Raw genomic sequence first — 23,640 nt, 5'->3', positions numbered from 1 at the left:
AACCGCCGGAGGCCGAGCAGGCAGTTCGCGGAAATAGGACTACTCGGCTGGCTCCATGCCGGAATAGGCGGCTTCTTCCAGTTCGCGCTTCAGCCGCGCCTCCTCATGCACCTTCGGCGTCACGAAACGGCCAAGCAGCAGATAGGCGACAGGGGTCAGGAACAGCGTCGAGAGCGTCGCCATGCCGAGACCGCCGACGATGACCCAGCCGAGCGCGATGCGCGCCTCGGCGCCTGCGCCGGATGCCAGCACCAGCGGGAGGCCGCCGAGCACGGTGCAGATCATGGTCATCATGACCGGGCGCAGGCGTATGTTCGCCGCGGCCTCGATGGCCTGACGCACGTCCATGCCGCGGTCGCGCAGCTGGTTGGCGAACTCGACGATGAGGATGCCGTTCTTGGCCATGATGCCGACCATCAGAACGAGCCCGATCTGGCTGTAGGCGTTCAGGCTGGTGCCGGTGATGAGCAGCGCGAAGACCGCGCAGGCGAGCCCGAGCGGCACGGTCGCCATGATGATGACGGCGCTCATGAAACTCTCGAACTGCGCCGCCAGCACCAGGAGAATGATGACCAGCGCGAACCCGAAGATCGTCATCATGCCGCTGTTGGTCTCGCCGAGCGTCGCCGCTTCGGCCAACGGCAGAATGCGGCCGCCGGCCGGTATGATGGGGGCTGCGATCTCCTGGACGCGCTCATAGGCATCGCCTAGGGCGAAATCCGGCGCCAGGTTCGTGGTGATGGCGACCGACCTGAGCTGCTGCTCGCGCGCCAGCGCCGGCGGCACGGCTTTCTCCGTCAGCGTGGCGATCGAGGACAGTGGCACGAAACGCCCGTCGGTCGTCTTCAGGAAGATGTTCTCCATATCCGTCGGGTCGTTGATCGGATTGCTGGTGGAGACGAGCTTCACCGCATAGGAGCGGTCGTCGATGAAGACCTCGTCGATATCGTTGCCGTCGAGCATCGCCTGCACGGCCTCGGAGAGCCCGGTGATGTCGATGCCGAGGTCGGAGGCGCGTTCGCGGTTGATCGCCACCGAGAGCTGCGGCTGCGTCGCGTCGGTCGACAGGCGCGGCTGCTGGAAGCGCGGATCCTTTTCCATCTCGGCGATGATCCTGTTTGCCGCTTCGCCGAGTTCGGCATAGCCGCTCGAGCCGATAACCGCGACCTGCAGGCCGTTGCCCGCCCCGCGAATACCCAGGCTGTTCGGCGTGACGGGAAACGCGCGCACGCCGGGCACATCCGCGACCAGCCTGACGATGTCGGCCATGATCTCCTGCTGGCTGCGCTTTCGCTCGTCCCAGGGGGCCAGCGCCATCACCATGAACGCACTGTTGACCGAGCCGCCCTGCCCGGCGTTTGCGAAGGTCGTCTCGATCTCGCCGGAATCGCGCAATGGCTGGAGCAGCTGCTCGATCCGCCGCAGCTGCTGCGTCGTGTAGTCGAGGCTTACGCCCTGCGGTGCGCTGATGCGCAGCATGGCCCTGGAGCGGTCCTCCGCGGGCGTAAGTTCCTGCCGGATCAGCCCGAAAGCGCCGTAGGCGCTGGCAGCGAACAGCACGGACACCATCACCACGATCAGCGGCGCGCCGAGGCAGGCATGCAGGCAGCGCCGGTAGAGGCCGGCAAGCTTGCCGCCGATCTTGCCCATCACGCCGCCATGGTGCTCGCCGGCATGTGCCGTCAGCATGCGCGAAGCAAGCATCGGGCAGAGCGACAACGCCACCACGCAGGACAGGATGACGGCGATGGCCAGCACGAAGCCGAATTCGCGAAACAGGCCGCCGGTCTGGCCGGGCAGGAAGGAGAGCGGCACGAAAACCGCGACCAGCGTTGCCGTGGTCGCGACCACTGCGAAGAACACTTCCTGCGTGCCAAGCACGGCTGCGGCGCGCGGACCCATGCCTTCGTTGCGCCGGCGCACGATGTTTTCCAGCACCACGATCGCGTCGTCGACGACGAGCCCGGTCGCCAGCACCAGCGCCAGCAGCGTCAGGATGTTGATCGAGAAGCCGACCAGATAGATCGCCGCGATCGTGCCGATCAGCGCGACCGGCAGGGCAAGGCCCGGAATCAGCGTCGCCCGCAGGTCGAGCAGGAACAGATAGATGACCACCAGCACGATGGACACCGAGATCATGAGTGCGATCTCGACCTCATGCACGGCGCCGCGCACAAAGACTGCGTCGTCACTGGTGACGCGGATGTTCATGCCCTCCGGCAGGTTCTTCTGGATGTTCGCGACGGCGGCGCGCACGCCCTGGGAAATGTCGAGCGTGTTCGATTCCGCCTGCCGGATGATGCCGAGCCCTATGCCGGTCTTGCCGTCCGAGCGCAGAGAAGATTGCGCGATATCGGGGCCGAGCGTGACCGTCGCCACGTCGCCCAGCCGATTCTCGTCGCCGATCATCAGCGCCTCGAAAGCCTCTGGCGTCGTCACGTCGGCGGTGGCGCGCACGATGATGTTCTGGTCGTTGGTGGTCAGCGCGCCGGCAGGCGTGTCCAGGGCGATCGAGGACAGCGCGTTGCGAATGTCGGCAATGGTAAGCCCGAGGCTGGCAAGCTTCGCCTGGTCGATGTCGATACGGAATATCTTCTCGCGATCGCCGTAGGCCTGCACATCGGCGACGCCCGGAACCGCCGACAGCGTGTCGAGTATCTGGTCCTCGACCAGGATCGTCATGTCCTCGACGGACATGTTGTCCGAAGTGACCGCCAGGCGCAGCACCGCATCCGCATTGGCGTCCGCCTTGACGATTCGGGGCGACTCGGCGTCGTCGGGAAGCTGGTTCGCAACGCGGCCGACCGCGTCGCGCATGTCGGACGCCGCGACATCGAGGTCGACGCCGTCGTTGAACTCCACCGTGACGCGGCTGCGCCCATAGGACGAACTCGACGAGATCGATTTGACGCCCGAGACGCGCGACACCGCGCCCTCGAGCACGTCGGTCAGTTCGCGGTCGATGGTCTCGGCCGCCGCTCCGTCATAGTCGGCGGTGATGGTGATGACCGGGCGGTCGACGTCCGGCAGCTCGCGTACCTCAACGCCGAAGAAGGCGGCGAGCCCCGCGACGACGATCAGCGTGTTCAGCACGAAGGCGAGGATCGGCCGGCGCACGAAGAGCGCCGTCATGCCGGTTTCGGGATGGGCGTTGCTGGCCTCCGACATCGTTCCTCCGATCAGGAGCCGCTGCCGGTGACGGCCGGCGCGGCCGGGATGGCGGCCGATGGCTGTGCCCTGGCGACCAGTACCTCGGCGCCGTCGCGGACGGCATGCACGCCTTCCGTCACCACCGTGTCGCCCGGCGCGATGCCCTCGGCTGCCACCAGCACGCTTTCGGTATTGCGTTGGACGATGCGGACCGGCGTGCGCCTGGCCTTGCCGTCGCGGATCACCCAGACGAAAGCGCCGTCCGTGCCCCACTGGATGGCCAGCGGATCGACGGACGGATAGGTGTCTCCGGGAAACTTCACCAGCACCCGGAACGACATGCCGGCCCTGAGCGTATCCCCTTCGTTGGGGACTTCCGCCTGCACCAGCAGCGTACGGCTCTTGTCGTCGACGCGGTTGTCGACCGCGCTGACCGTTCCGGCGAAAACCTCGTCGGGCCGCGCGATCGGCGACGCGCTGAGACTGTCTCCGACAGCCATCTCGGCGGCAAAGCGTTCGGGCACGTAGAAGTCGATCTTGATCCGCGAACGGTCGTCGATCGTTGCGATCACCGTGTCTGTCGTCACGTAGTTGCCCGCCTCGACCGGCAAGATGCCGATGATGCCCTCGATCGGAGCCGTGATGGCGCGCCGGTCGAGGTTGAGCTGTGCGTCGCGCAGCGCCAGCCGTGCGTTGCCGACGACGAGTTCGGCGTCCGTCACCTGCACCTGGGTGGCGGTGTTGGTGGTTCGCAGCGAGCGCACGCGCTCGAGCTTCGCTTCAGCGTCGGCAAGTGCGATTTTTGCGCGGTCGAGCGCGACCTCCTCGAGTTCGGAGTCGAGCAGCGCGATGACCGTGCCCGTTTCCACCCGCCTGCCGGAGATCACTTCGATCTTGGTCAGTCGACCGGACGTGTAGGGCTTGAGGGCGACGGAGTTGTTGGCGCGCCCGGTTCCGATCGCCGACAGCCTGTCATTGATGACGGCCTCGACCACCGGCGCTGTGATTACCGCCGTCTGCGGACCGCTGTTCCGCCTCGGCTCTTCGCTCCGTGGCCGTGCATCGACAGAGGCCGAACCGATGCCCCAGCCAGCGAGGATTTCAGGGGCGCCTGGAAAGAACTTCACCCATGCCGCGGCGGCCGCAATGACAACGACCAGCGCGAGAAGTAACTGTTTCCAGGCTGCCATTTACACTCCGGTTCGGAACGGGCGCGGCGCCCGCTGCGGTTTTGCTGGATCAGGGGGTTCAGGCGTCGAAAACCCCGCACGCCATTTCCCTGGGGGGAATCCCTACCGGCGCCTTATGACAATTTCGCGGCTCCGGCGCACCCGTTTTATCATTAAATCCAGGTAAGGTAGAGCGCCGGCGCACCGCCAAAGCCTTGTTCACAAAAGCTTGTTCAGCGCAGATCCTCCATTTCGCCGATGCGCCGCGCGCTGTCGGCTTCGAGCCGCCGCGTCAGTTCGCCGATAAGCGTCTCCGCGACGACGAAGAGCGCCGCCGATGAATCCCAGGGAGACGGCACGGCGGTTCTCCCGGCGATCACGTGACGCGCGAAACGGGCGATCGGCGACAGCCACTGGTCGGTGAACAGGATTATGTGGACGCCGCGCTGATGCGCCTTCTCGGCGAAGCGCGCGAGGCTGTCCTGGTAGCGGCGTATGTCGAAGATCAGCAGCACGTCGCGTTTGCCCATGTCGATCAGCCGGTCGCGCCAGTTGCTTTCCTGACCGGTGAGATGAAGCACGTTCGGCCGAATGATGGTCAGGTGCGCCGCCATGTAGCGGGCAACGGGATCGGTAAACCGCCCGCCGACCAGGAACAGCGCAGCCTTCGGATTGGAAAGCAGCGCCACCATGTCGGCGATCTGCTTTTCCGAGACGTGCCGGAAAGTCTCGCGGATGTTATCGAGTGTCGCCTCGACCGTGGCGGGCGCGCTGCCGTGACGTGAAGGCTGCGGCAGACCGGCGCGGGAAGCCGGCGATTGCAACTGTGCCGCCAGTTCGTCCTGAAGTGCGGCCTGGAACTCCGGATAGTTCTGGAAGCCCAGCCGCGCTACGAAGCGCAATATCGTCGGCGAACTGACGCCCGCAGCCTGCGAGAATTCGGCGACGGTTTTCAGGCCGATCACCGGGTAGTTGGCGATCAGCGCCTGAGCGGCGCGGCGCTCGCCCGCCGGCATCGTGTCCATGCGGTCGGAAATCAGTTCGGCAACGCCGGTTTTCATGCTCCCCGCTCAGCTTCCCTTGGCCGGCGACCCCGGCCGCCTTCCTTCCTGTGCGCTTTCTCAAAACGCATTTGACAAAGCCTCGAAAGCTGTATGAAATCATTCATCAGAGCGCAATGAAACAAAATTCGTAACATACGATACAGCGCTCGACAGGGGTGTTTGGGAGAATGCAAAAGGCGCGACAGTCTGTGCACGCACCGCAAAACGCGGTCCGGGTTACGAACCGCGCCGGCAAGTCTCCCTTCCTGCTCGTCTGCGACCACGCCTCCAACTATCTTCCGCCGAACTACGGCACGCTCGGCCTCGAACCGGCCGACATGCTGCGCCATATCGCCTGGGATCCCGGCGCGTTGCCGGTCGCGCTCATGATGGCGGACATGCTCGATGCCGTGCTGGTCGAAGCCGGCGTGTCCAGGCTCGCCATTGACTGCAACCGGCCGCTCGATGCGCCCGACCTGATCCCTGAGATCAGCGAGTCCACGCTCATTCCCGGCAATGCGGCGCTCACCGGCAAGGAGCGCGCCGAGCGCATCGCGCTGTCCTGGCGGCCTTTCCACGAGGCGATCGACGCACTTGTCGATGAGCGCATGGCGGCAGGCCGCGAGACCTGGCTGGTCACGGTTCATTCCTTCACGCCGGTCTACAAGGGCGTCGCCCGCCCTTGGGAGATCGGCATCATCCACGACGACGACGAGCGCCTGTCCGCACCGCTGATTGGCGAACTCGAAGCGCTGAAATGCTTCACCGTCGGCGTGAACGAACCCTATTCGCCTGCCGACCGCGTCTATTTCACGCTGGAGCGGCATGCGCGGTCGCGCGGCCTTCCCTGCGCGATGATCGAAATCCGCAACGACGAGATTGCGGACGCTGCCGGACAACGGAGATGGGCGGAATTGCTTGCGGGCATCTTTTTGCACCTGCAGCCGCGGCGGGCTGAAAAGCTGAGGTCGGCGGCCGGAATTTAGACAGCCAGTTTAGAAAAAAGGGGAACAAAAATGTCAACGCACGACTACACTGAAGTCGACAAGAAGGAGGACCTTAAAGTCCTTCACGGTATGGGCTATGCCCAGGAATTGCAGAGATCGATGAGCCGCTTCTCGAACTTTGCGATCTCGTTCTCGATCATCTGCATACTGTCGGGCGGTATCAACTCGTTCGCACAAGCCACGTCTTCCATCGGAGGCGCCGGTGCAGGCATCGGCTGGATCGTCGGTTGCGCCGTCTCGGGTGTCTTCGCGCTAGCCATGGCGCAAATCGCTTCGGCCTACCCAACCGCCGGCGGCCTCTATCACTGGGCGTCGATCCTCGGCAACCGTTTCACCGGCTGGCTGACTGCATGGCTCAATCTGCTCGGCCTCATCACCGTGCTTGGCGCAATCAACATCGGCACTTCGTTCTTCTTCGTCGGAACGTTCGGCGGGGCTTTCGGCCTCTCCGGCACCGCCGGCGAGATAGTTACATTTGTCGCCGTTATCACCATTCTGCAGGCGCTGCTCAATCACTTCGGCATCAAGCTCACGGCGATGCTGACCGATGCGTCAGGATTCCTGATCCTCGGCACGACCGCAGTGCTCATCGTGGCCTGCCTTGTCTTCGCACCGGCGATCGACATCACACGGCTCTGGACGTTCACCAACTATTCGGGTGAAGCAGGCGGCAATGTCTTCCCGCAATCGGACAGCATGCTCTACCTGTTCCTGCTCTGCCTTTTGCTGCCGGTCTACACCATCACCGGATATGATGCGTCTGCGCATACTTCGGAAGAGACGCTGAAGGCCGCGCATTCGGTTCCAAGGGCCATCGTCTCGTCGGTCGTGTGGTCGTCCCTGGCCGGCTGGGTCATGCTGTGCGCGATCGTCCTGGCTATTCCCGATCTGGCCGCAGGCGCCAAGCAGGGCTGGTCGGTGTTCTTCGAAACGATGAACGCGATCATGCCCGGCTGGCTCAAGCAACTGCTGTACCTGGCGATCTTTGTCGCGCAGTTCCTGTGCGGGCTCGCCACCGTCACTTCCGCTTCGCGCATGCTGTTTGCCTTTTCCCGCGACGGCGGCATGCCGGTAGGGTCGGCGTCTCTGGCCAAGGTGAGCCCCACCTACCGGACGCCCGTCAATGCGATCTGGACGGCCGCGGCGCTCGAGATCATCTATGTCTTTCTCGCCCAGTTCATCTCGATCGGCGGCACCAACATCTACACCATCGTCGTCAACTCGACGCTGGTATTCCTGTTCCTGTCCTTCATAATTCCGATCACGCTCGGCATGATGACGTTCGGCACGGCCAAGTGGCCCCATCCCGGCCCATGGAATCTCGGCGCCGGTCTGTTCAAGCTGGTCTGCGTACTGTCGATCATAGGCATGGTGATCATCTTCTACATCGCCATCCAGCCGCCGAACGACAAGGTGTTCTGGATCACCGTCGGCTTCGTCATCCTGACCGCGATCCTCTGGTACGGCTTCGAGAACCGCCGCTTCCAGGGTCCGCCGATCGGCGAGGAAATCGCCAAGCGTCAGGCCGCCATCAAGGCGGCGGAAGTGGCCGTGGGCGAGACCGGTCGCTGAAAACCGCTCCATCATCGCCGTGGCCGGCGCGATGCCGGCCACGGCTTTTCATGAACCTCTTTGATCTACGGGAGCAGGATTGAATGGCCGGCAACCTCACTTTCGACCAGTTGAAGAAAGCCGTCGCAAGCGGCGAAATCGACACGGTGCTCGCCTGCGCCGTCGACATGCAGGGCCGGCTGGTCGGCAAGCGCTTTCTCGCTAAATTCTTCGTCGAATCCGGCTACGGCGAGACGCACGGCTGCAACTACCTGCTGGCCAACGACATCGATATGGAGCCGGTGCCGGGCTACAAGGCCGCGAGCTGGGCGCAGGGTTACGGCGACTTCACCATGAAGCCGGACCTGTCGACGCTGCGCAACATTCCCTGGCTCGAAAAGACCGCGCTGGTCCTGTGCGACATCCAGGACCATCACACGCATGAAGACCTGCCGCATTCGCCGCGCGCCATCCTGAAGAAGCAGGTCGCACGGCTGAACGACCGCGGCTTCATCGCCTATTTCGCCTCCGAGCTCGAATTCTACCTGTTCAACGAAAGCTACGATTCGGCGCGTGGCAAGCACTGGCAGGGCCTCTCGACCGCCTCTCCCTATATCGGCGACTATCTGATCGGCATCACCACCAAGGAAGAGGACGTGATGCGCCGGCTGCGCAACGAGATGGAAGGCGCCGGCATCCCCATCGAGAACTCCAAGGGCGAGGCCGGCCCCGGCCAGGAGGAGATTAACGTCCGTTATGCCCAAGCCGTCGACATGGCCGACCGTCACGTCATCCTGAAGAACGGCGCCAAGGAGATCGCAGGCCAGATGGGCAAGGCGATCACCTTCATGGCCAAATACAATTACGGCCTCGCCGGCAACTCCAGCCATGTCCACAACTCGCTGTGGAGCGCCGACGGCAAGACGCCGCTGTTCCTCGACAAGAAGGGACCCTGGGGCCTGTCGAAGCTCGGCCAGAGCTGGGCCGCCGGGCAGATCAAATATGCGCGCGAATACACCTGGTTCCTGGCGCCCTTCATCAACTCCTACAAGCGCTTCCAGGTCGCGACATGGGCGCCGACCCGCATCATCTGGAGCCGCGACAACCGCACCGCCGGTTTCCGCCTTTGCGGCGAAGGAACCAAGGCCGTGCGCATGGAGTGCCGCATCGGCGGCGCTGATTTGAATCCCTATCTGGCCTTCGCGGCGCTGATCGCCGCCGGGCTCGCCGGCATCGACGAGAAGCTTGAACTGCAGAAGCCCTTCGAGGGCGACGCCTACAAGGCGAGCCGTCTGCCGGAGATTCCAAAGACGCTGCGCGCCGCGACGGAAAGCCTGTCGAAGTCGAAGATGCTGCGTGCAGCACTCGGCGACGATATCGTCGACCACTACGTCAACACCGCCGAATGGGAGCAGTTCGAATACGACCGCCGCATCACGGACTGGGAGCTGCACCGGGGCTTCGAGAGATATTAAAGCTTACAAATAAGGTTGTCCGGCCAAAACTAAAGCTGTATTACGTTAAGTTAGGCCGGAGACTTCCAGATGGGAAAATATACACCGTTGCGTTTTCATTTGTTGGCGCAGGAAGGGGATCGGGTAGCGATGTCGTTCGACGAGATCGAACGCCTGATCGGCGAAAAGCTGCCGGCATCGAAGAAATACCCGGCTTGGTGGAGCAACAATCCGAGCAACAATCCCATGACCAAGGAGTGGCTTGCGGCGGGTTTCCAGACGGAGGATTTGGACGTGGCCGGAGAAAGCGTGGCGTTCGCGCGGGTGAGACCAAATGCAAATGCTGCAACCGCCGGCGGTTTTGGCGAGAGCCCGCAGACCGAGTTCGAAAAGAAGCCTACTCGCCGTCATCCTTTGTTCGGTCGTTTGAACGGCATGATCACCATGCTCCCAGACGTCGACCTTACAGCACCAGCCGATCCGGACCTGGCTGACTTTCTCGATCGGAAATACGGGCCCGAGATTAGGGACTAGCCATATGCCTGGCAATATTCTGCTCGACACGTGCGCGGCCATCTGGATCACCGAAGAAGCCAAGATTGATCCGTCGGCACGGACAGCACTCGACGAAAGCGCGGAAGCGAGATTGCCGGTGATGGTTTCGCCGACCAGCGCCTGGGAAATGGGAATGCTGATTGCGAGACGACAGGTGTTGGCGGCGATATCGGTCCGTTCGTGGTTCGATAGTCTGCTCGTGCCGCCTTACTCGGAAGTGGCGGAGCTTACGATCGACATTCTGGTCAACTCATCCTTTCTTCCGGGCGACCCGCCTCGGGATCCCTTCGATCGCCTCTTCATTGCGACCGCGCGCGAGCACGGCTATCGCATCATGACGCGTGATCGGAAAATCCTCGACTACGCCAACCAGGGCCACGTCCAGGTAATTCCCTGCTAGAGCAACAACCTCAGGAATATCCATGATGGAAACCATCAAGCTCAAATCCCCGATCGACGGCTCCATCTACGTGGAGCGGCCGGTCGCGACCGACAGCCAGGTAAGCGCCGCGGTCGAGCGCGCCAAGGCCGCGCAGGTCGAGTGGGCGAAGCTGCCGATCGCCACGCGCGGCAAATACATGCTCGCCATGCTCGAAGCGCTGGTCGCCATGACCGACGAGATCGTACCCGAGATCGCCTGGCAGATGGGGCGGCCTGTGCGCTACGGCGGCGAGTTCGGCGGCGTCAAGGAGCGCACGCAATACATGGTCGAGATCGCCGAGAAGGCGCTGGCGCCCGTGCCGGCCTCCAATCCCAAGGACGGCTTCCGCCGCTACGTGAAGAAGGAGCCGCTCGGCGTCGTGATGGTCATCGCGCCGTGGAACTATCCCTATCTCACCGCCGTCAACACCATCGTGCCGGCGCTGATGGCCGGCTCGACCGTGATCCTCAAGCACGCCGCGCAGACGCTGCTCGTCGGCGAGCGTTTCGCACAAGCCTTCGAGAAGGCCGGCCTGCCCAAGGGCGTGTTCCAGAACCTCGTGCTCAACCATGCGCAGACGGAGAAATTGCTCGGTTCGGGGAAGATCGACCATGTCAACTTCACCGGCTCGGTCGCCGGCGGCCGAGCCATCGAGAAGGCGGCGGCCGGCACCTTCATGACGCTCGGGCTGGAGCTCGGCGGCAAGGACCCGGCCTACGTGCTGCACGACGCCAAGCTCGACTTCGCCGTCGCCAATCTTGTCGACGGCGCCTTCTACAATTCCGGCCAGTGCTGCTGCGGCATCGAGCGAGTCTACGTCCACGAGAAGGTCTATGACGAATTCGTCGAAGGCTTCGTCGCCGAGACCAGGAACTATGTCGTCGGCAATCCGCTCGAACAGGCGACCACCATGGGGCCGATGGCGCAGGCGCGCTTCGCCGACCTCATCCGCGAGCAGAAGGCCGAGGCGCTGCGCAAGGGCGCGACGGCCAACATCAACATGAAGGTGGCTAACGACGTCGCCGGCTCGCCCTATCTGGCGCCCGAGGTGCTGACCGATGTCAATCACCAGATGTCGGTCATGCGCGAAGAGAGTTTCGGGCCGATCGTCGGCATCATGAAGGTGCGGGGCGACGAGGAGGCGATCGCGCTGATGAACGACAGCCCCTACGGCCTCACCGCCTCGATCTGGACCTCCGACACCGAGCACGCCATTGCGATCGGCGACCGCGTCGAGACCGGCACGGTGTTCATGAACCGCTGCGACTATCTCGATCCGGCGCTGGTCTGGACCGGCGTCAAGGACACTGGCAAGGGCGCTGGCCTGTCGCAGATCGGCTACGACAACTTGACCCGGCCGAAGAGCTATCACCTGCGCGAGAAAATCTGAGCCCGAAATCCAAATCCCGAAAGCGTTGCCATGACCAAGCTCTTTTCCAAATGGAACTACCCGACCACCATTCGTTTCGGCGCGGGCCGAATCAAGGAGCTGCCCGACGCGCTGGCGTTTGCCGGCATCAAGCGGCCGCTTTTCGTCACCGATCCTGGGCTGGCGAAGCTGCCGGTCGTCGCCTCGACGCTGAAGATCCTCGACGACGCGAAGATACCCTATTCGGTGTTTTCCGACGTCAAGGCAAACCCGGTGGAATCGAACCTCACTGCCGGCATCGCGGCGTTCAAGAAGGGCAAGCATGACGGCGTCGTCGCCTTCGGCGGCGGCTCGGGGCTCGATCTCGGCAAGCTGATCGCCTTCCAGGCCGGCCAGACGCGCCCCGTCTGGGATTTCGAGGATATCGGCGACTGGTGGACGCGCGCCAACGCCGATGCCATCGTGCCGATCGTGGCCGTCCCCACCACCGCTGGCACCGGCTCGGAGGTCGGCCGCGCCGGCGTGCTGACCAACGAGGCGACGCACACCAAGAAGATCATCTTCCACCCGAAGCTCCTGCCTGCGATCGTCATCGCCGATCCCGAACTCACCGTCGGCATGCCGCCCTTCATCACGGTGGGCACCGGGATGGACGCGCTCGCCCATTGCCTCGAAGCCTACTCGGCAGCCGGCTATCATCCGATGGCCGACGGCGTCGCGCTCGAAGGCATGCGGCTTGTCTTCGAGAACCTTCCCAGGGCCGCCGCCAACGGCAGGGATATCACCGCCCGCGCCAACATGATGGCCGCCGCCGCGATGGGCGCCACCGCCTTCCAGAAGGGACTGGGCGCGATCCATTCGCTGTCGCATCCGATCGGCGCGCTCTACGATACCCATCACGGCATGACCAACGGCGTCTTCATGCCTTACGTGCTCGCCTTCAACCGCCCGGCGATCGAGGAGAAGATCGCGCGGGCGGCCGCCTATCTCGGCATCAAGGGCGGCTTTGACGGCTTCGCCAGGGCGATCCTGAAGCTCAGGAAGGAGCTCAAGGTTCCGCACACCCTGCCCGAACTTATCAAGGGGCTGAACATGGACGCAAAGCGCAAGGCGCTCATTGCCGAGATGGCGGTCGCCGATCCGAGCACTGGCGGCAACCCGGTCAAGCTGACCAAAAAAGCGGCGCTCGGGCTGCTGGACGGCTCGATCTCGGGAAAGATTTGAATGGCTGTCGCATAAGGAGTTCGGACAGTCGCAAACAGGAGGGATAATGAAGGGAGGAGGCGATCACGAATAATTAGCCGAGAAATAAACTCGGCGACAATTGCTACGGTCTCGAAAAAGGGGTTAACTTTTTGCGCCTGGGGGGTTCCGGCAGTCTATTCATCGGACTGTCACACGACAGCGGTACCGCATCCGAGGCGTCGAATGGCGTCAGTTCAACGGAGAGAACAAATGTTCAATTTCACGGGGAAAGTGCTTTCCCTCACGGCCGCGTCCCTCATGGTGACGACGGCAATCGCGTCGGCGCAGTCAGCCGACCTCATCGCCGCGGCCAAGGCAGAAGGTCAGCTCACCACCATCGCGCTACCGCATGACTGGTGCGGCTACGGCGACGTCATCGCCGGCTTCAAGGCCAAGTATCCCGAGATCACCATCAATGAGCTCAACCCCGACGCCGGCTCCGGCGACGAGATCGAGGCGATCAAGGCCAACAAGGACAACAAGGGCCCGCAGGCCCCCGACGTGATCGACGTCGGTCTCTCCTTCGGCCCGACCGCCAAGGCCGACGGCCTCATCCAGCCCTACAAGGTCTCGACCTGGGACTCGATCCCGGACAGCGCCAAGGACGCCGAAGGTTACTGGTACGGCGACTACTACGGCGTGCTCTCCTTCGAGGTGAACAAGGACCTCGTCCCGAACGTGCCGGCCGACTGGGCCGACCTGCTCAAGGACGAGTACAAGAACACCGTTGCGCTCGCGGGCGACCCGCGCGCTTCGAACCAGGCCATTCAGGGCGTCTACGCCGCCGGCCTGTCGAAGGGCGCTGCCGCCGGTGAAGCGGCCGGCACTGCCGGTCTCGAGTTCTTCAAGGAGCTCAACGCCAAGGGCAACTTCGTGCCGGTCATCGGCAAGGCAGCTACCCTCGCTCAGGGCCAGACGCCGATCCTGATCACCTGGGACTACAACGCCCTTTCGGGCCGCGACACGCTGAACGGCAACCCGCCGGTCGAAGTCGTCGTACCGAAGACCGGCGTTGTCGCCGGCGTCTACGTCCAGGCAATCTCAGCCTTCGCGCCGCATCCGAACGCTGCCAAGCTGTGGATGGAGTATCTCTATTCCGACGAAGGCCAGCTCGGCTGGCTCAAGGGCTATTGCCATCCGATCCGCTTCAACGATCTCGCCAAGAACGGCAAGATTCCGCAGGAGATGATGGACAAGCTGCCGCCGGCTGCCGCCTATGAGGCCGCCGTGTTCCCGTCGCTCGACGAGCAGGCCGCCGCCAAGGAAGCCATCACCAAGAACTGGGACAGCGTCGTCGGCGCCAACGTCCAGTAAAAAGAACGTCCGGGCGGCATCTCGCGGTGCCGCCCGCTTCGCATCTGGAGCAGTTCCAGGAAAAGCGGAGCCGGTTTTCCTGGGATTGCGACGAAACAAGGTTCGACAGGCGGGCGGGGCGAATGACAGACATCACCGTTTCCGATCCGGCAGCAGCCAGGTCAGCGCCGCCGTCGTCGTCGAGTGCCGGCATCCGTTTTCCGACGCAATGGCTTGGCGTCGCGCCGTTCTTTATCTTCGCGCTGATGTTCCTGATCCTGCCGACGGCCTATCTGATCCTCGGCGCGTTCCAGAACTCGGACGGTGAGTTCACGCTTGAGAACCTGGCCGCGCTGTCGCAGCCCACCATCGTCGCCGCCTACTGGATTTCCATCAAGGTCAGCCTGGCCTCGGCTATCCTTGGCGCGCTGATCGGCCTGGCGATCGCCATCGCAATCGTGCGCGGCGGCCTGCCCGGCTGGGTGCGCTCGGCCACCATGACTTTTTCCGGCGTCGCTTCCAATTTCGCCGGCGTGCCGCTGGCCTTCGCCTTCCTGGCCACGCTCGGCCGGCTCGGTCTGGTCACCGTGCTTCTCAACGCGATCGGCCTCAACATCTACGCCACCGGCTTCAACATCCTGTCCTTCTGGGGCCTCACCCTCACCTATCTCTATTTCCAGATCCCGCTGATGGTGGTGATCATCACCCCGGCGATCGACGGTCTGAAGAAGGAATGGGGCGAAGCCGCCGCCACGCTCGGCGCCACGCAGTGGCAATACTGGCGCATGGTCGTCATCCCGGTGATCTGGCCGAGCTTCCTCGGCACCGTGATCCTGCTCTTCGCCAACGCCTTTGGCGCCATCGCCACCGCCTATGCGCTGACCGGCTCCTCGCTCAACATCGTGCCGATCCTGCTCTACGCGCAGATCCGCGGCGACGTGCTGCACAATCCGCATCTCGGCTACGCCATCGCCTTCGGTATGATCTTCATCACCGGCATGGCGAATGTCTTCTACATCTGGTTCCGGACCCGCTCCGAGAGGTGGCTGAAATGAAGTCGGGACGCTTCTGGGCCTGGGTCACCTTCGCGGTCGGCGCCGCCTATTTTTTCATTCCGCTGATCGCGACCTTCGAATTCTCGATGCGCATGCGCCGCGGCGTCTATTCCTTCGACGCCTATACGGTGGTGTTCGGCGATCCCCGGTTTCAGGCAACCTTCGCCTATTCTGTGGTCGCCGCGGTTTTCACCATCATTCTGGGCGTGCTGATCGTGGTCCCCGCGGCCTACTGGATCAGGCTGCGCCTGCCGCATCTGAGGCCGATCGTCGAGTTCATCACGCTCCTGCCGCTGGTCATCCCGGCCATCGTCATCGTCTTCGGCTATATCCGCATGTACGGCTCGAACTCGCCGCTGCCGTTCCTAGGCAGCGCGGCAGGCACCAATGTGCTGCTGGTGATCGGGTATGCGACGCTGGCTCTGCCCTATATGTACCGCGCCGTCGACACCGGCCTGCGCACCATCGACGTTCGCACGCTGACCGAAGCCGCGCAGATCCTCGGCGCCGGCTGGACGACCATCGTCGCGCGCGTCATCATGCCCAACGTGCTGATCGCGGTGCTGTCTGGCGCCTTTCTCACCTTCGCTATCGTGATCGGCGAGTTCACCATGGCCTCGCTGCTCAACCGGCCCGCTTTCGGACCCTACCTGCAGAACATCGGCGCGAACCGCGCCTACGAGCCGGCGGCGCTTGCCATCATCGCCTTTGCCATCACCTGGGGCTGCATGTCGGTCATCCAGGTGCTGTCGCGTTTCGCGCCGAAATCGGCGAACCAGCCAAACTGATGTCAGAGCAAAAGCCATGACCGACCACTTCCTGAAGATCCAGAGCGTCCGCAAGAGTTTCGGGCCGACGACCGTCGTGCAGGATTTCAATCTCGACGTCGGCACCGGCGAGTTCGTCTCCTTCCTCGGCCCGTCGGGCTGCGGAAAGACGACCGTGCTGCGCATGGTCGCGGGTTTCGAGGAGCCGACATCGGGAGCCATCGTGATCGGCGGCAAGGATGTGACGCGGCTGAAGCCCAACCAGCGCAACATCGGCATGGTGTTCCAGGCCTACGCGCTCTTCCCCAATCTGACGGTCGCGCAGAACATCGCCTTCGGCCTCAAGGTCGCCGGCGTCCCCAAAGCCGACAGCGACAAGCGCGTCGCCGAGATGCTGAACCTCATCAAGCTGCCGCAGTTCGGCGACCGCTATCCCTACCAGCTCTCCGGCGGACAACAGCAGCGCGTGGCGCTTGCCCGCGCCATCGCGCCGAAGCCGAAGCTGCTGCTGCTCGATGAGCCGCTCTCGGCGCTCGATGCCAAGGTGCGCGTTTCCCTGCGCGACGAGATCAGGGCGATCCAGAAGGAACTCGGCATCACCACCGTTTTCGTCACGCACGACCAGGAAGAGGCGCTCTCCATCTCCGACCGTATCGTCGTCATGTACGGCGGCAAGGCCGAGCAGGTTGGCACGCCATTCGAAATCTACAACCGCCCGGCAACCAAATTCGTCGCCAATTTCGTAGGAACGCTGAACGTGCTGGAAGGCACCGTCACGGATCCGTCGACAGGGGCGGTGCAGGTTGGCGCCAACAGCGTCATGCTCAAGGGCAAGCTGAACGGCTCGAAGGCCGGCGACACGCTGTCACTCGCGCTGCGGCCCGAGGCGATTTCGCTGGGCCGCCAGCCCGGCCGGGACGCGACGCTGGGTGGCGAGATTGCCGAGGTCAGCTTTCTTGGCTCGGTCATCCGCGTTCGCGTCGGCGTCGGCAAGGATCGCGTCTCGCTCGACACGTTCAACAGCCCGGCCTCTCCGCCGCCAACCGTCGGCGACAAGGCCGAGATCAGCTTCTCGCCCGAAGACGTGCTGGTGCTGCATTAGAGCGGGTGAATGCCGCCGAGCGATGCAAAGCGGATTCGCGTGGATATACACTCCCCCCAACCCGTTGATTTCCTTTGACTACGAAAAATAATCGAGCCTGTTCATTCACGCCGATCGAGCCTCCCGCATACTTGCCGCACCGCCCTCACGGGAACCTAGTGCGCACCGGGTATCAGGGAGGGCGGCGGCGCAGGATCGGTCGCCCTAACGGTGGCGCGGCTGGGTGATGAGCCCTGAGGTCCGGGCCCTGACCGAGGTCGCGCGGTGAAAGAATTCGCTGCGTCCCCTCCAGGTAGGGCAAGAACTCCGGCGGGGCGCGGGAAACCGGCCACGTACAAATAATTGAGAGGCTCGGTCCCGTGCCCCGCTTCCCGACTTCTCCGTGGAAGGGGGCGTTCTTTGAAATGGCCAGACGCTTCGGCGGGCGTGGCAACGATGACACGCGCCCAATGGGTGTGGGGACCGGCGTCGCGCCTCATGGCGCGCCCTCGGCGTGGCGGCGATGAGGTGCGCCGTTTTCCCTCCCCTTGCGCTCACCCGCCGGCCAGCAGCGATTTGAGCTTCACATCCGGTGAGGCAAGTGCTTGCGGATCGGGCCGCGCCCCCTTGGCTATCAGCATCTCGGCAAGCCGGATATCGCGCGCCACAGTATTGCCGGGCCCGATGCCGCTCGCAGCCAGCAGCCTTCCGTCCGGCGCGAGGTGGAACAGTATGAATGCGCCGTCGCCGAGATCGCGGCGGACATGCCGCTCCGCCCCTTCGGCGAGCCCAGCGATCTGCAGGGTTAGGTCGTGCTGATCCGACCAGAACCACGGCACCGCCGAGATAGGTTCGTCGACGCCGAGCATGTTCTTCGCCGCAAGCGTGCCCTGGTCCTGCGCGTTGCGCCAGGATTCCAGCCGCACCCGCCGCCCGCCGTAAGTCTCAAGCGGAAACGAGCAGCAGTCGCCCGCCGCCAAGATGTCCGGATCGGAGGTCCTGAGATGGCGGTCGACAGCGATGCCGTTCTCGATCGCCAGCCCCGCAGCCTCGGCCAGTCCGGTTACCGGCACGGCGCCGATGCCGACCACCAGCAGGTCGGCCGCCAGGTCGGTTCCATCGGCGAGGACGACATGCGCCGAATCGGCATCGCCCGATATGGACGCGATGGCTACGCCGACCCGGATATCGACGCCCTCGGCGCGGTGCCGTTCGGCCACGACGGAAGCGATTTCCTCCGGCACGCCGCGCATCAGCACCCGGGGCTGCGCTTCGACGACAGTCACGGCTGCGCCGCGCTTCGCCGCACTTGCCGCAAGCTCGAGCCCGATGAAGCCGCCGCCGATGACGACGAGCCGCATTCCAGGGACGAGCAGCCGGCGGATGGCGAGCGCGTCGTCGAAGCTGCGCAGTGTCACGCAGCGGGGGCCCGCATTTGCCGCCAGGGGCAATTGCCGTGGCAGCGCTCCCGTCGCCAGAAGCAGCCTGTCGTAGGCGAGCGCCGATCCGTCGGAAAGCCGCACGGTTTTCGCGTGCCTGTCGATCCCGACCGCCGTCCGCCCCGTCAGCACGGATATGCCCTGTTCGGTAAAGTGTCCGGCAAGTCCGATCCATTTCGGCTCGGGCTCTTCCTCGCGATGCAGCGCCTCCTTGGAGAGCGGCGGGCGTTCATAGGGCAGATGCGCCTCCTCGCCGACCAGGGTCACCGGGCCGGCATAACCGTTCTCGCGCAGCGCGAAGGCCGCGCGGGCGCCGCATTCCCCTGCCCCGATGATGACCATTCCGGCCGTACCGTCCATTCAGTTTCCCAATCCCGTTTCGCCCTCGAACCCGGCGCCCGCGCCGCGCCTGCCGCGCGTCCTATTAGGAGGGCCGGAGTGCCCGGGCAAGCCTCGATGACTGGCCGCCGCGGAGCAAGTTTCGGCTTGACTCCCCTAGCTCGGAATGGAATGAATATTCCATCAGAAATGCGAATGACATTTTTGTTCTATTTAGCATGCTGCGGCAAGGGGCTCAAGAAACCCGGCGCCGCAAGGCAACCGGGCCGGGTACGGAGGTCTGGACCGGATGCAGGTGAGGACGCAAATCCTCCGGGAGGGCTTTCTGACAGGAAGTTCCGGACAATAGGCGCCACCGGACGCCAACTTTGTGGAGGAGAAATAAAATGAAGAAATATCTGTTGGGCGCAGCCCTTTCTGCGCTCATGACCTCCTCGGCCATGGCCGAGAAGATCGGCGTGTCCATGGCGCTGTTCGACGACAACTTCCTGACCGTGCTGCGCAACGGCATGGTCGAGCAGGCCAAGGGAATGGCTGGCGTCGAGATCCAGGTCGAGGACGCGCAGAACGACGTGGCCAAGCAGCTCGACCAGATCAAGAACTTCATCGCCTCGGGCGTCGACGCGATCGTCGTCAATCCGGTCGACACCTCGGCCACCCAGGCCATGTCCGACGCAGCGGCGGCGGCCAAGGTCCCGCTGGTCTACGTCAACCGCGAACCGATCAACGTCGACACGCTGCCGGACAGCCAGGCCTTCGTCGCGTCCAACGAGATGGACTCAGGAACGCTGGAAACTCAGGAAGTCTGCCGGCTGTTCAAGGAAGCGGGCAAGACGGAGGCGAGCATCTACGTGATCATGGGCGAACTGTCGAACCAGGCTGCTGTCATGCGCACCAAGGACATCGACGACGTGATCGCGACGCCCGAATGCAGCTTCATCAAGATCATCGACAAGCAGACCTCGAACTGGCGCCGCGACGAGGCCCAGAACCTGATGACCAACTGGCTGTCGACCGGCACGCCATTCGACGGCGTGATCGCCAACAACGACGAAAGCGCCATCGGTGCGATCCAGGCCATGAAGGCGGCTAACATCGACATGAAGTCGGTGGTGGTCGGCGGCGTCGACGCCACGCAGGATGCGCTGGCCGCCATGCAGGCGGGCGACCTCGACGTGACCGTGTTCCAGGATGCGGCGGGCCAGGGCGCCGGGGCCCTCGATGCAGCCCTGAAGCTGGCGAAGGGCGAGAAGGTCGACAAGAAGGTGTACATTCCCTTCCAGCTGGTGACCCCTGCCAACATCAACGACTTCCTCAAGAAGAACTGAGGTCGTCCGACGACTGACAAGCGGAGGCGGCGCAGCGGCGCCGCCTCTCCAATTCGACTTCCACCGGCGCGGCTGGTGGGCGGAGGAAGCGACGTGGCACAGACGGCTCATGGCGTTGGCGGCCTGCCTTTCGACACGTCCCGGCGTGTCTGGCCGCCCGAATTCAATGTGCTCATCGCACTTGTCATCGTCGTGGCGGCGTTTGAGATTCTCGGCCGGCTCATCGTCGGCGACAGCTTCCTGTTCAACACGCGCGAGAACGTCTCGGGCATCTTCAACCAGCAGCGCCTGGAGATCATCATCCTCCAGGTGTCGATCGTCGGCATCATCGCCATTGGCGTGACGCAGGTGATCATCACCGGCGGCATCGACCTGTCGTCGGGTTCGGTGGTCGGCGCGACCGCCATGATCGCAATGTCATTCGCCCAGGTGGCGATCGTGAACGGCAATCCCAACCCGAAGGCGATCTTTCCCGAACAGGGCTGGCTCGACCTTCCCGTCATCGTGCCTATCCTGGTCGGGCTGGGCTGCGGCCTGATCGCCGGCCTCATCAACGGTTCGCTGATCGCCTACACGAGAATCCCGCCCTTCATCGCGACGCTCGGCATGATGGTGGCGGCGCGCGGCCTGTCGCGCTGGTGGTCGAAGGGCAACCCGATTTCGTTTCCGACCGACAGTTTTGCCGCCATCGGCAAGGGGTTGATGCCGGTCGTCATCTTCATCTCGCTGGCCATCCTGTTCCAGCTCATCCTGACCTACACGAAATACGGCAAGCACTGCTACGCCATCGGCTCGAACGAAGAGGCAGCGCGCACGACCGGCGTCAAGGTCGAGCAGCACAAGGTGCTGGTCTACGTCATCGCCGGCATGCTCGCCTCGGTCGCGGCGCTGGTGCTGAGTTCGAAGAATCTCACCGCCCAGGCCGGCATGGGCGCCATGTATGAGCTGGACGCCATCGCCATGGCCGTCATCGGCGGCGTGTCGCTCAGGGGCGGGCGCGGCTCGATCTTCGGCACCGTGCTTGGCGCGCTGATCTTCGGCGTCATCATCTCCGGCTTCACCTTCATGCGGCTCGATGCCTATTATCAGGAGATGGTGAAGGGCGTGATCATCGTCGGCGCCGTGGTGCTCGACCAGTGGCGGCAGCGCGCCAGGGCAATGAGGGGCTGACCATGTCCGACATCATCCTCAAGACGGAAGGCCTGACCAAATATTACGGCGGCGTGCATGCACTGGAGATGGCCGACTTCGAGGTCCACAAAGGCGAGCACGTCGCCATCATGGGCGACAACGGCGCCGGGAAATCGACCTTCGTGCGCCAGATCACCGGCGTCGAGCAGCCGACCCGCGGGAAAATCGTCTTCGACGGCAAGGAGGTGAACTTCCGCGGACCGCTGGATGCGCGCGAGGCAGGGATCGAGGCGGTGTTCCAGACGCTGGCCCTGGCCGACGACCTCGACGTGCCGTCCAACCTCTTTCTCGGCCGCGAGAAGTTCCTGATCAATCTCGGGCCTTTCTCGATCCTCGACCGCAAGGCGATGCGCGAGGCGACGCGCAAGGCGCTGGAGCGGACCGCGGTGAAGATCCCCAACCTGTCGAGCACGATCCGCCACATGTCGGGCGGCCAGCGCCAGTGCGTGGCGATCGCCCGGACGGCCACCTTCGCCTCGAAGCTCATCATCATGGACGAACCGACGGCGGCGCTCGGCGTCCAGGAAACGGCTCAGGTGGAGAACATCATCCGCACGCTCAAGGCGCATGGCGAGCCGCTGATCCTGATCAGTCACAACATGCGCCAGGTCTTCGACCTCGTCGACCGCATCGTCGTGTTCCGTCGCGGCAGGATCGTCGCCAACCTGAACAAGTCGGAGACCAACGGCGAGGATGTCGTCGCCTACATCACCGGCGCCAAGACGGCCCCGGAATTCGCCACCGCCGCCTGATTGCGGCGCCGCAATCGCCCTGGAACTTCGGCGTTCCTGTCCCTGAAGGTTGAAAGACCGGGTCAAACCGGGATAGGGAAGCGCTTGCTTCGCGTGGCAGACCCACGCCCGAACCCGGCAATCCACTGGTAAACCAGCGTGAAGACGATAACGCTCGACGAACTGAAGGCACTGGTCGGACAGGAAATGGGCCTGTCGCCCTGGCGCGAGGTCACGCAAACCATGATCGACCAGTTCGCCGATGCGACCGACGACCACCAGTTCATCCATTGCGATCCCGCGCGGGCCGCGGCGGAGACGCCCTTCGGCGGCACCATCGCGCACGGGTTCCTTACGCTCTCGCTGCTTTCGACATTCGCGTTTGAAACGTCGCCCGGCCTCGAAGGCGCCGACATGGGAATAAACTACGGCTTTGATTCCGTGCGCTTCGTCGCCCCGGTCAAGACCGGCTCGCGCATACGCGCGCGTTTCGTGCTGGCCGACGTCAAGGCGCGGCCTTCGGGCTGGGTCCACATCGCCAACGATGTGACGATCGAGATCGAAGCCTCCGCCAAGCCGGCGCTGACAGCACGATGGCTGACACTGGCTTTCGTACCGCCTCGACGGCAGGCCGCCAACGAGGGCCATGAGGGCGATTTGGGGAGATAGTGCGTGCCGCGGATCAGCATCATCGTCGAATACGAAACGCAGGAGGGTCGCGAGCAGGAATTCGCATCGCTGATCAAGGACCATGCGAGGCGGACGCTGTTCGAGGAAGAGGGTTGCCTGCGCTTCGAGGTGCTCAAGCCGGTCGATGCGGACGGCAGGCCGGTCCCCGACAGGATGATGGTAAGCGAACTCTATGCCGACCAGACAGCGGTCGACGTACACGCGCAAAATCCGCGCCTCGCAACCACGCGCGCCGCGTTTGGGCCGCTGCTCAAGTCGCGCCGGCTCACAATTTCCGAACTGGTTGATGAGACGGTCGAGGAACAGGGCCTGATGCCCGACGAACTCAACGCTTCCAACGACGGCTGAGCAGCCCGGCGCGGTTATTTACGGGCGAGCATCGTCACCAGCAGTCCAACCACGAGCAAGCCAACAACCGCCGCGGTTGCCGGATGGTCGCGCGCAACCTGCTCGGCGGCATGGGCGCGCCTGCGCACCATCGGCAGCGCATCGGTAAACCTGTCGCGAAGCTCGCCATAGAGGTCCGCGCCCGCGTCGCGGGCGTCGTCATAGACATCGGAACCCCGTTTCGATAGCGCCTTCTTGAGCGCGGCCATCTCCTTGCTGAGACGCGCGACCTGTGCCCCCAGATCGTCCTCGCTGCGGAATCGTGAAAAAGCGGATGCCATTGTGTGTCCCTCTGCGGATTTTGGACAACAACGGCAGGGTCAGGCATTCGTTCCTTGGCGTCCAGCAGCGATTCCGGACGGAACATCGGCGCAC

The 23,640-nt window shown here is 63.9% G+C and carries 21 protein-coding genes; 16 read left to right on the top strand and 5 right to left on the bottom strand.

All coding sequences use genetic code 11. From position 1 onward, the window contains the following. Positions 1 to 39 precede the first annotated feature (39 nt). From ABLE71_RS12160 to ABLE71_RS12150, 3 genes are all read right to left on the bottom strand, one after another. Entirely contained in the window at positions 40 to 3,168 is a 3,129-nt protein-coding gene (locus ABLE71_RS12160) for an efflux RND transporter permease subunit (RefSeq protein ID WP_348783590.1), read from the bottom strand. 11 nt (positions 3,169 to 3,179) lie between these two features. Then, positions 3,180 to 4,340: an efflux RND transporter periplasmic adaptor subunit gene (locus ABLE71_RS12155; RefSeq protein WP_348783589.1), complete on the bottom strand. Its 1,161-nt coding sequence runs from the start codon at positions 4,338 to 4,340 to the stop codon at positions 3,180 to 3,182. A 212-nt stretch (positions 4,341 to 4,552) separates the two neighbouring features. Then, the gene (locus ABLE71_RS12150) at positions 4,553 to 5,380 is read right to left on the bottom strand and encodes a MurR/RpiR family transcriptional regulator (protein ID WP_348783588.1); all 828 of its coding nucleotides are present in this window, start codon (positions 5,378 to 5,380) and stop codon (positions 4,553 to 4,555) included. A 170-nt stretch (positions 5,381 to 5,550) separates the two neighbouring features. Between ABLE71_RS12150 and ABLE71_RS12145 the strand changes: the two genes are divergently transcribed. The 11 genes from ABLE71_RS12145 to ABLE71_RS12095 all read left to right on the top strand — a co-directional run bounded on the left by ABLE71_RS12145 (position 5,551) and on the right by ABLE71_RS12095 (position 17,181). Further along, positions 5,551 to 6,348, top strand: coding sequence for an N-formylglutamate amidohydrolase (locus tag ABLE71_RS12145; RefSeq protein ID WP_348783587.1), 798 nt, complete (start codon positions 5,551 to 5,553; stop codon positions 6,346 to 6,348). A gap of 30 nt (positions 6,349 to 6,378) precedes the next feature. Continuing rightward, entirely contained in the window at positions 6,379 to 7,941 is a 1,563-nt protein-coding gene (locus ABLE71_RS12140; protein WP_348783586.1) for an amino acid permease, read from the top strand. 83 nt (positions 7,942 to 8,024) lie between these two features. Then, positions 8,025 to 9,395: a glutamine synthetase family protein gene (locus ABLE71_RS12135; protein WP_348783585.1), complete on the top strand. Its 1,371-nt coding sequence runs from the start codon at positions 8,025 to 8,027 to the stop codon at positions 9,393 to 9,395. A gap of 69 nt (positions 9,396 to 9,464) precedes the next feature. Continuing rightward, positions 9,465 to 9,908 (top strand): hypothetical protein, encoded by a 444-nt coding sequence (locus tag ABLE71_RS12130; RefSeq protein ID WP_348783584.1) that lies wholly within the window; start codon positions 9,465 to 9,467, stop codon positions 9,906 to 9,908. Positions 9,909 to 9,912: 4 nt separating this feature from the next. Further along, a complete protein-coding gene (locus ABLE71_RS12125) occupies positions 9,913 to 10,329 on the top strand; it encodes a type II toxin-antitoxin system VapC family toxin (RefSeq protein WP_348783583.1) in 417 nt (138 codons plus the stop codon). Between the two features lie 22 nt (positions 10,330 to 10,351). Next, a complete protein-coding gene (locus ABLE71_RS12120; protein WP_348783582.1) occupies positions 10,352 to 11,740 on the top strand; it encodes an aldehyde dehydrogenase family protein in 1,389 nt (462 codons plus the stop codon). A 30-nt stretch (positions 11,741 to 11,770) separates the two neighbouring features. Then, positions 11,771 to 12,943, top strand: coding sequence for an iron-containing alcohol dehydrogenase (locus ABLE71_RS12115; RefSeq protein ID WP_348783581.1), 1,173 nt, complete (start codon positions 11,771 to 11,773; stop codon positions 12,941 to 12,943). Positions 12,944 to 13,174: 231 nt separating this feature from the next. Beyond that, complete coding sequence (locus tag ABLE71_RS12110; RefSeq protein WP_348783580.1) at positions 13,175 to 14,278, top strand: ABC transporter substrate-binding protein; 1,104 nt, start codon at positions 13,175 to 13,177, stop codon at positions 14,276 to 14,278. A 122-nt stretch (positions 14,279 to 14,400) separates the two neighbouring features. After that, positions 14,401 to 15,312, top strand: coding sequence for an ABC transporter permease subunit (locus ABLE71_RS12105; protein WP_348783579.1), 912 nt, complete (start codon positions 14,401 to 14,403; stop codon positions 15,310 to 15,312). Beyond that, positions 15,309 to 16,100, top strand: a complete 792-nt coding sequence (locus tag ABLE71_RS12100; RefSeq protein WP_348783578.1) for an ABC transporter permease — start codon at positions 15,309 to 15,311, stop codon at positions 16,098 to 16,100. The genes ABLE71_RS12105 and ABLE71_RS12100 overlap by 4 nt, the downstream gene beginning before the upstream one ends. Before the next feature lie 16 nt (positions 16,101 to 16,116). After that, positions 16,117 to 17,181 (top strand): ABC transporter ATP-binding protein, encoded by a 1,065-nt coding sequence (locus tag ABLE71_RS12095; protein WP_348783577.1) that lies wholly within the window; start codon positions 16,117 to 16,119, stop codon positions 17,179 to 17,181. A gap of 533 nt (positions 17,182 to 17,714) precedes the next feature. On the opposite strand, the gene ABLE71_RS12090 is transcribed toward ABLE71_RS12095, so the two are convergent. Next, positions 17,715 to 18,959: an FAD-dependent oxidoreductase gene (locus tag ABLE71_RS12090; RefSeq protein WP_348783576.1), complete on the bottom strand. Its 1,245-nt coding sequence runs from the start codon at positions 18,957 to 18,959 to the stop codon at positions 17,715 to 17,717. Positions 18,960 to 19,324: 365 nt separating this feature from the next. On the opposite strand from ABLE71_RS12090, the gene ABLE71_RS12085 reads away from it, so the two are divergent. From ABLE71_RS12085 to ABLE71_RS12065, 5 genes are all read left to right on the top strand, one after another. Continuing rightward, a complete protein-coding gene (locus ABLE71_RS12085) occupies positions 19,325 to 20,266 on the top strand; it encodes a sugar ABC transporter substrate-binding protein (protein ID WP_348783575.1) in 942 nt (313 codons plus the stop codon). Positions 20,267 to 20,359: 93 nt separating this feature from the next. Continuing rightward, positions 20,360 to 21,436: an ABC transporter permease gene (locus tag ABLE71_RS12080; protein WP_348783574.1), complete on the top strand. Its 1,077-nt coding sequence runs from the start codon at positions 20,360 to 20,362 to the stop codon at positions 21,434 to 21,436. Positions 21,437 to 21,438: 2 nt separating this feature from the next. Beyond that, the gene (locus ABLE71_RS12075; RefSeq protein ID WP_348783573.1) at positions 21,439 to 22,209 is read left to right on the top strand and encodes an ATP-binding cassette domain-containing protein; all 771 of its coding nucleotides are present in this window, start codon (positions 21,439 to 21,441) and stop codon (positions 22,207 to 22,209) included. Between the two features lie 138 nt (positions 22,210 to 22,347). After that, positions 22,348 to 22,857: a MaoC family dehydratase gene (locus tag ABLE71_RS12070; protein WP_348783572.1), complete on the top strand. Its 510-nt coding sequence runs from the start codon at positions 22,348 to 22,350 to the stop codon at positions 22,855 to 22,857. Positions 22,858 to 22,860: 3 nt separating this feature from the next. Next, positions 22,861 to 23,226, top strand: coding sequence for an antibiotic biosynthesis monooxygenase (locus ABLE71_RS12065; RefSeq protein ID WP_348783571.1), 366 nt, complete (start codon positions 22,861 to 22,863; stop codon positions 23,224 to 23,226). A 14-nt stretch (positions 23,227 to 23,240) separates the two neighbouring features. On the opposite strand, the gene ABLE71_RS12060 is transcribed toward ABLE71_RS12065, so the two are convergent. Beyond that, positions 23,241 to 23,546 carry a hypothetical protein gene (locus tag ABLE71_RS12060; RefSeq protein ID WP_348783570.1) on the bottom strand — a complete coding sequence of 102 codons (306 nt, stop codon included), beginning with the start codon at positions 23,544 to 23,546 and terminating at the stop codon, positions 23,241 to 23,243. Positions 23,547 to 23,640 lie beyond the last annotated feature (94 nt).

It is taken from the genome of Mesorhizobium sp. KR9-304, from assembly GCF_040049215.1.
Lineage (GTDB): Bacteria > Pseudomonadota > Alphaproteobacteria > Rhizobiales > Rhizobiaceae > Mesorhizobium_K.
Note: the sequence above shows the minus strand (reverse complement) of the source record. Positions and strands in the feature narration are given on the sequence as shown.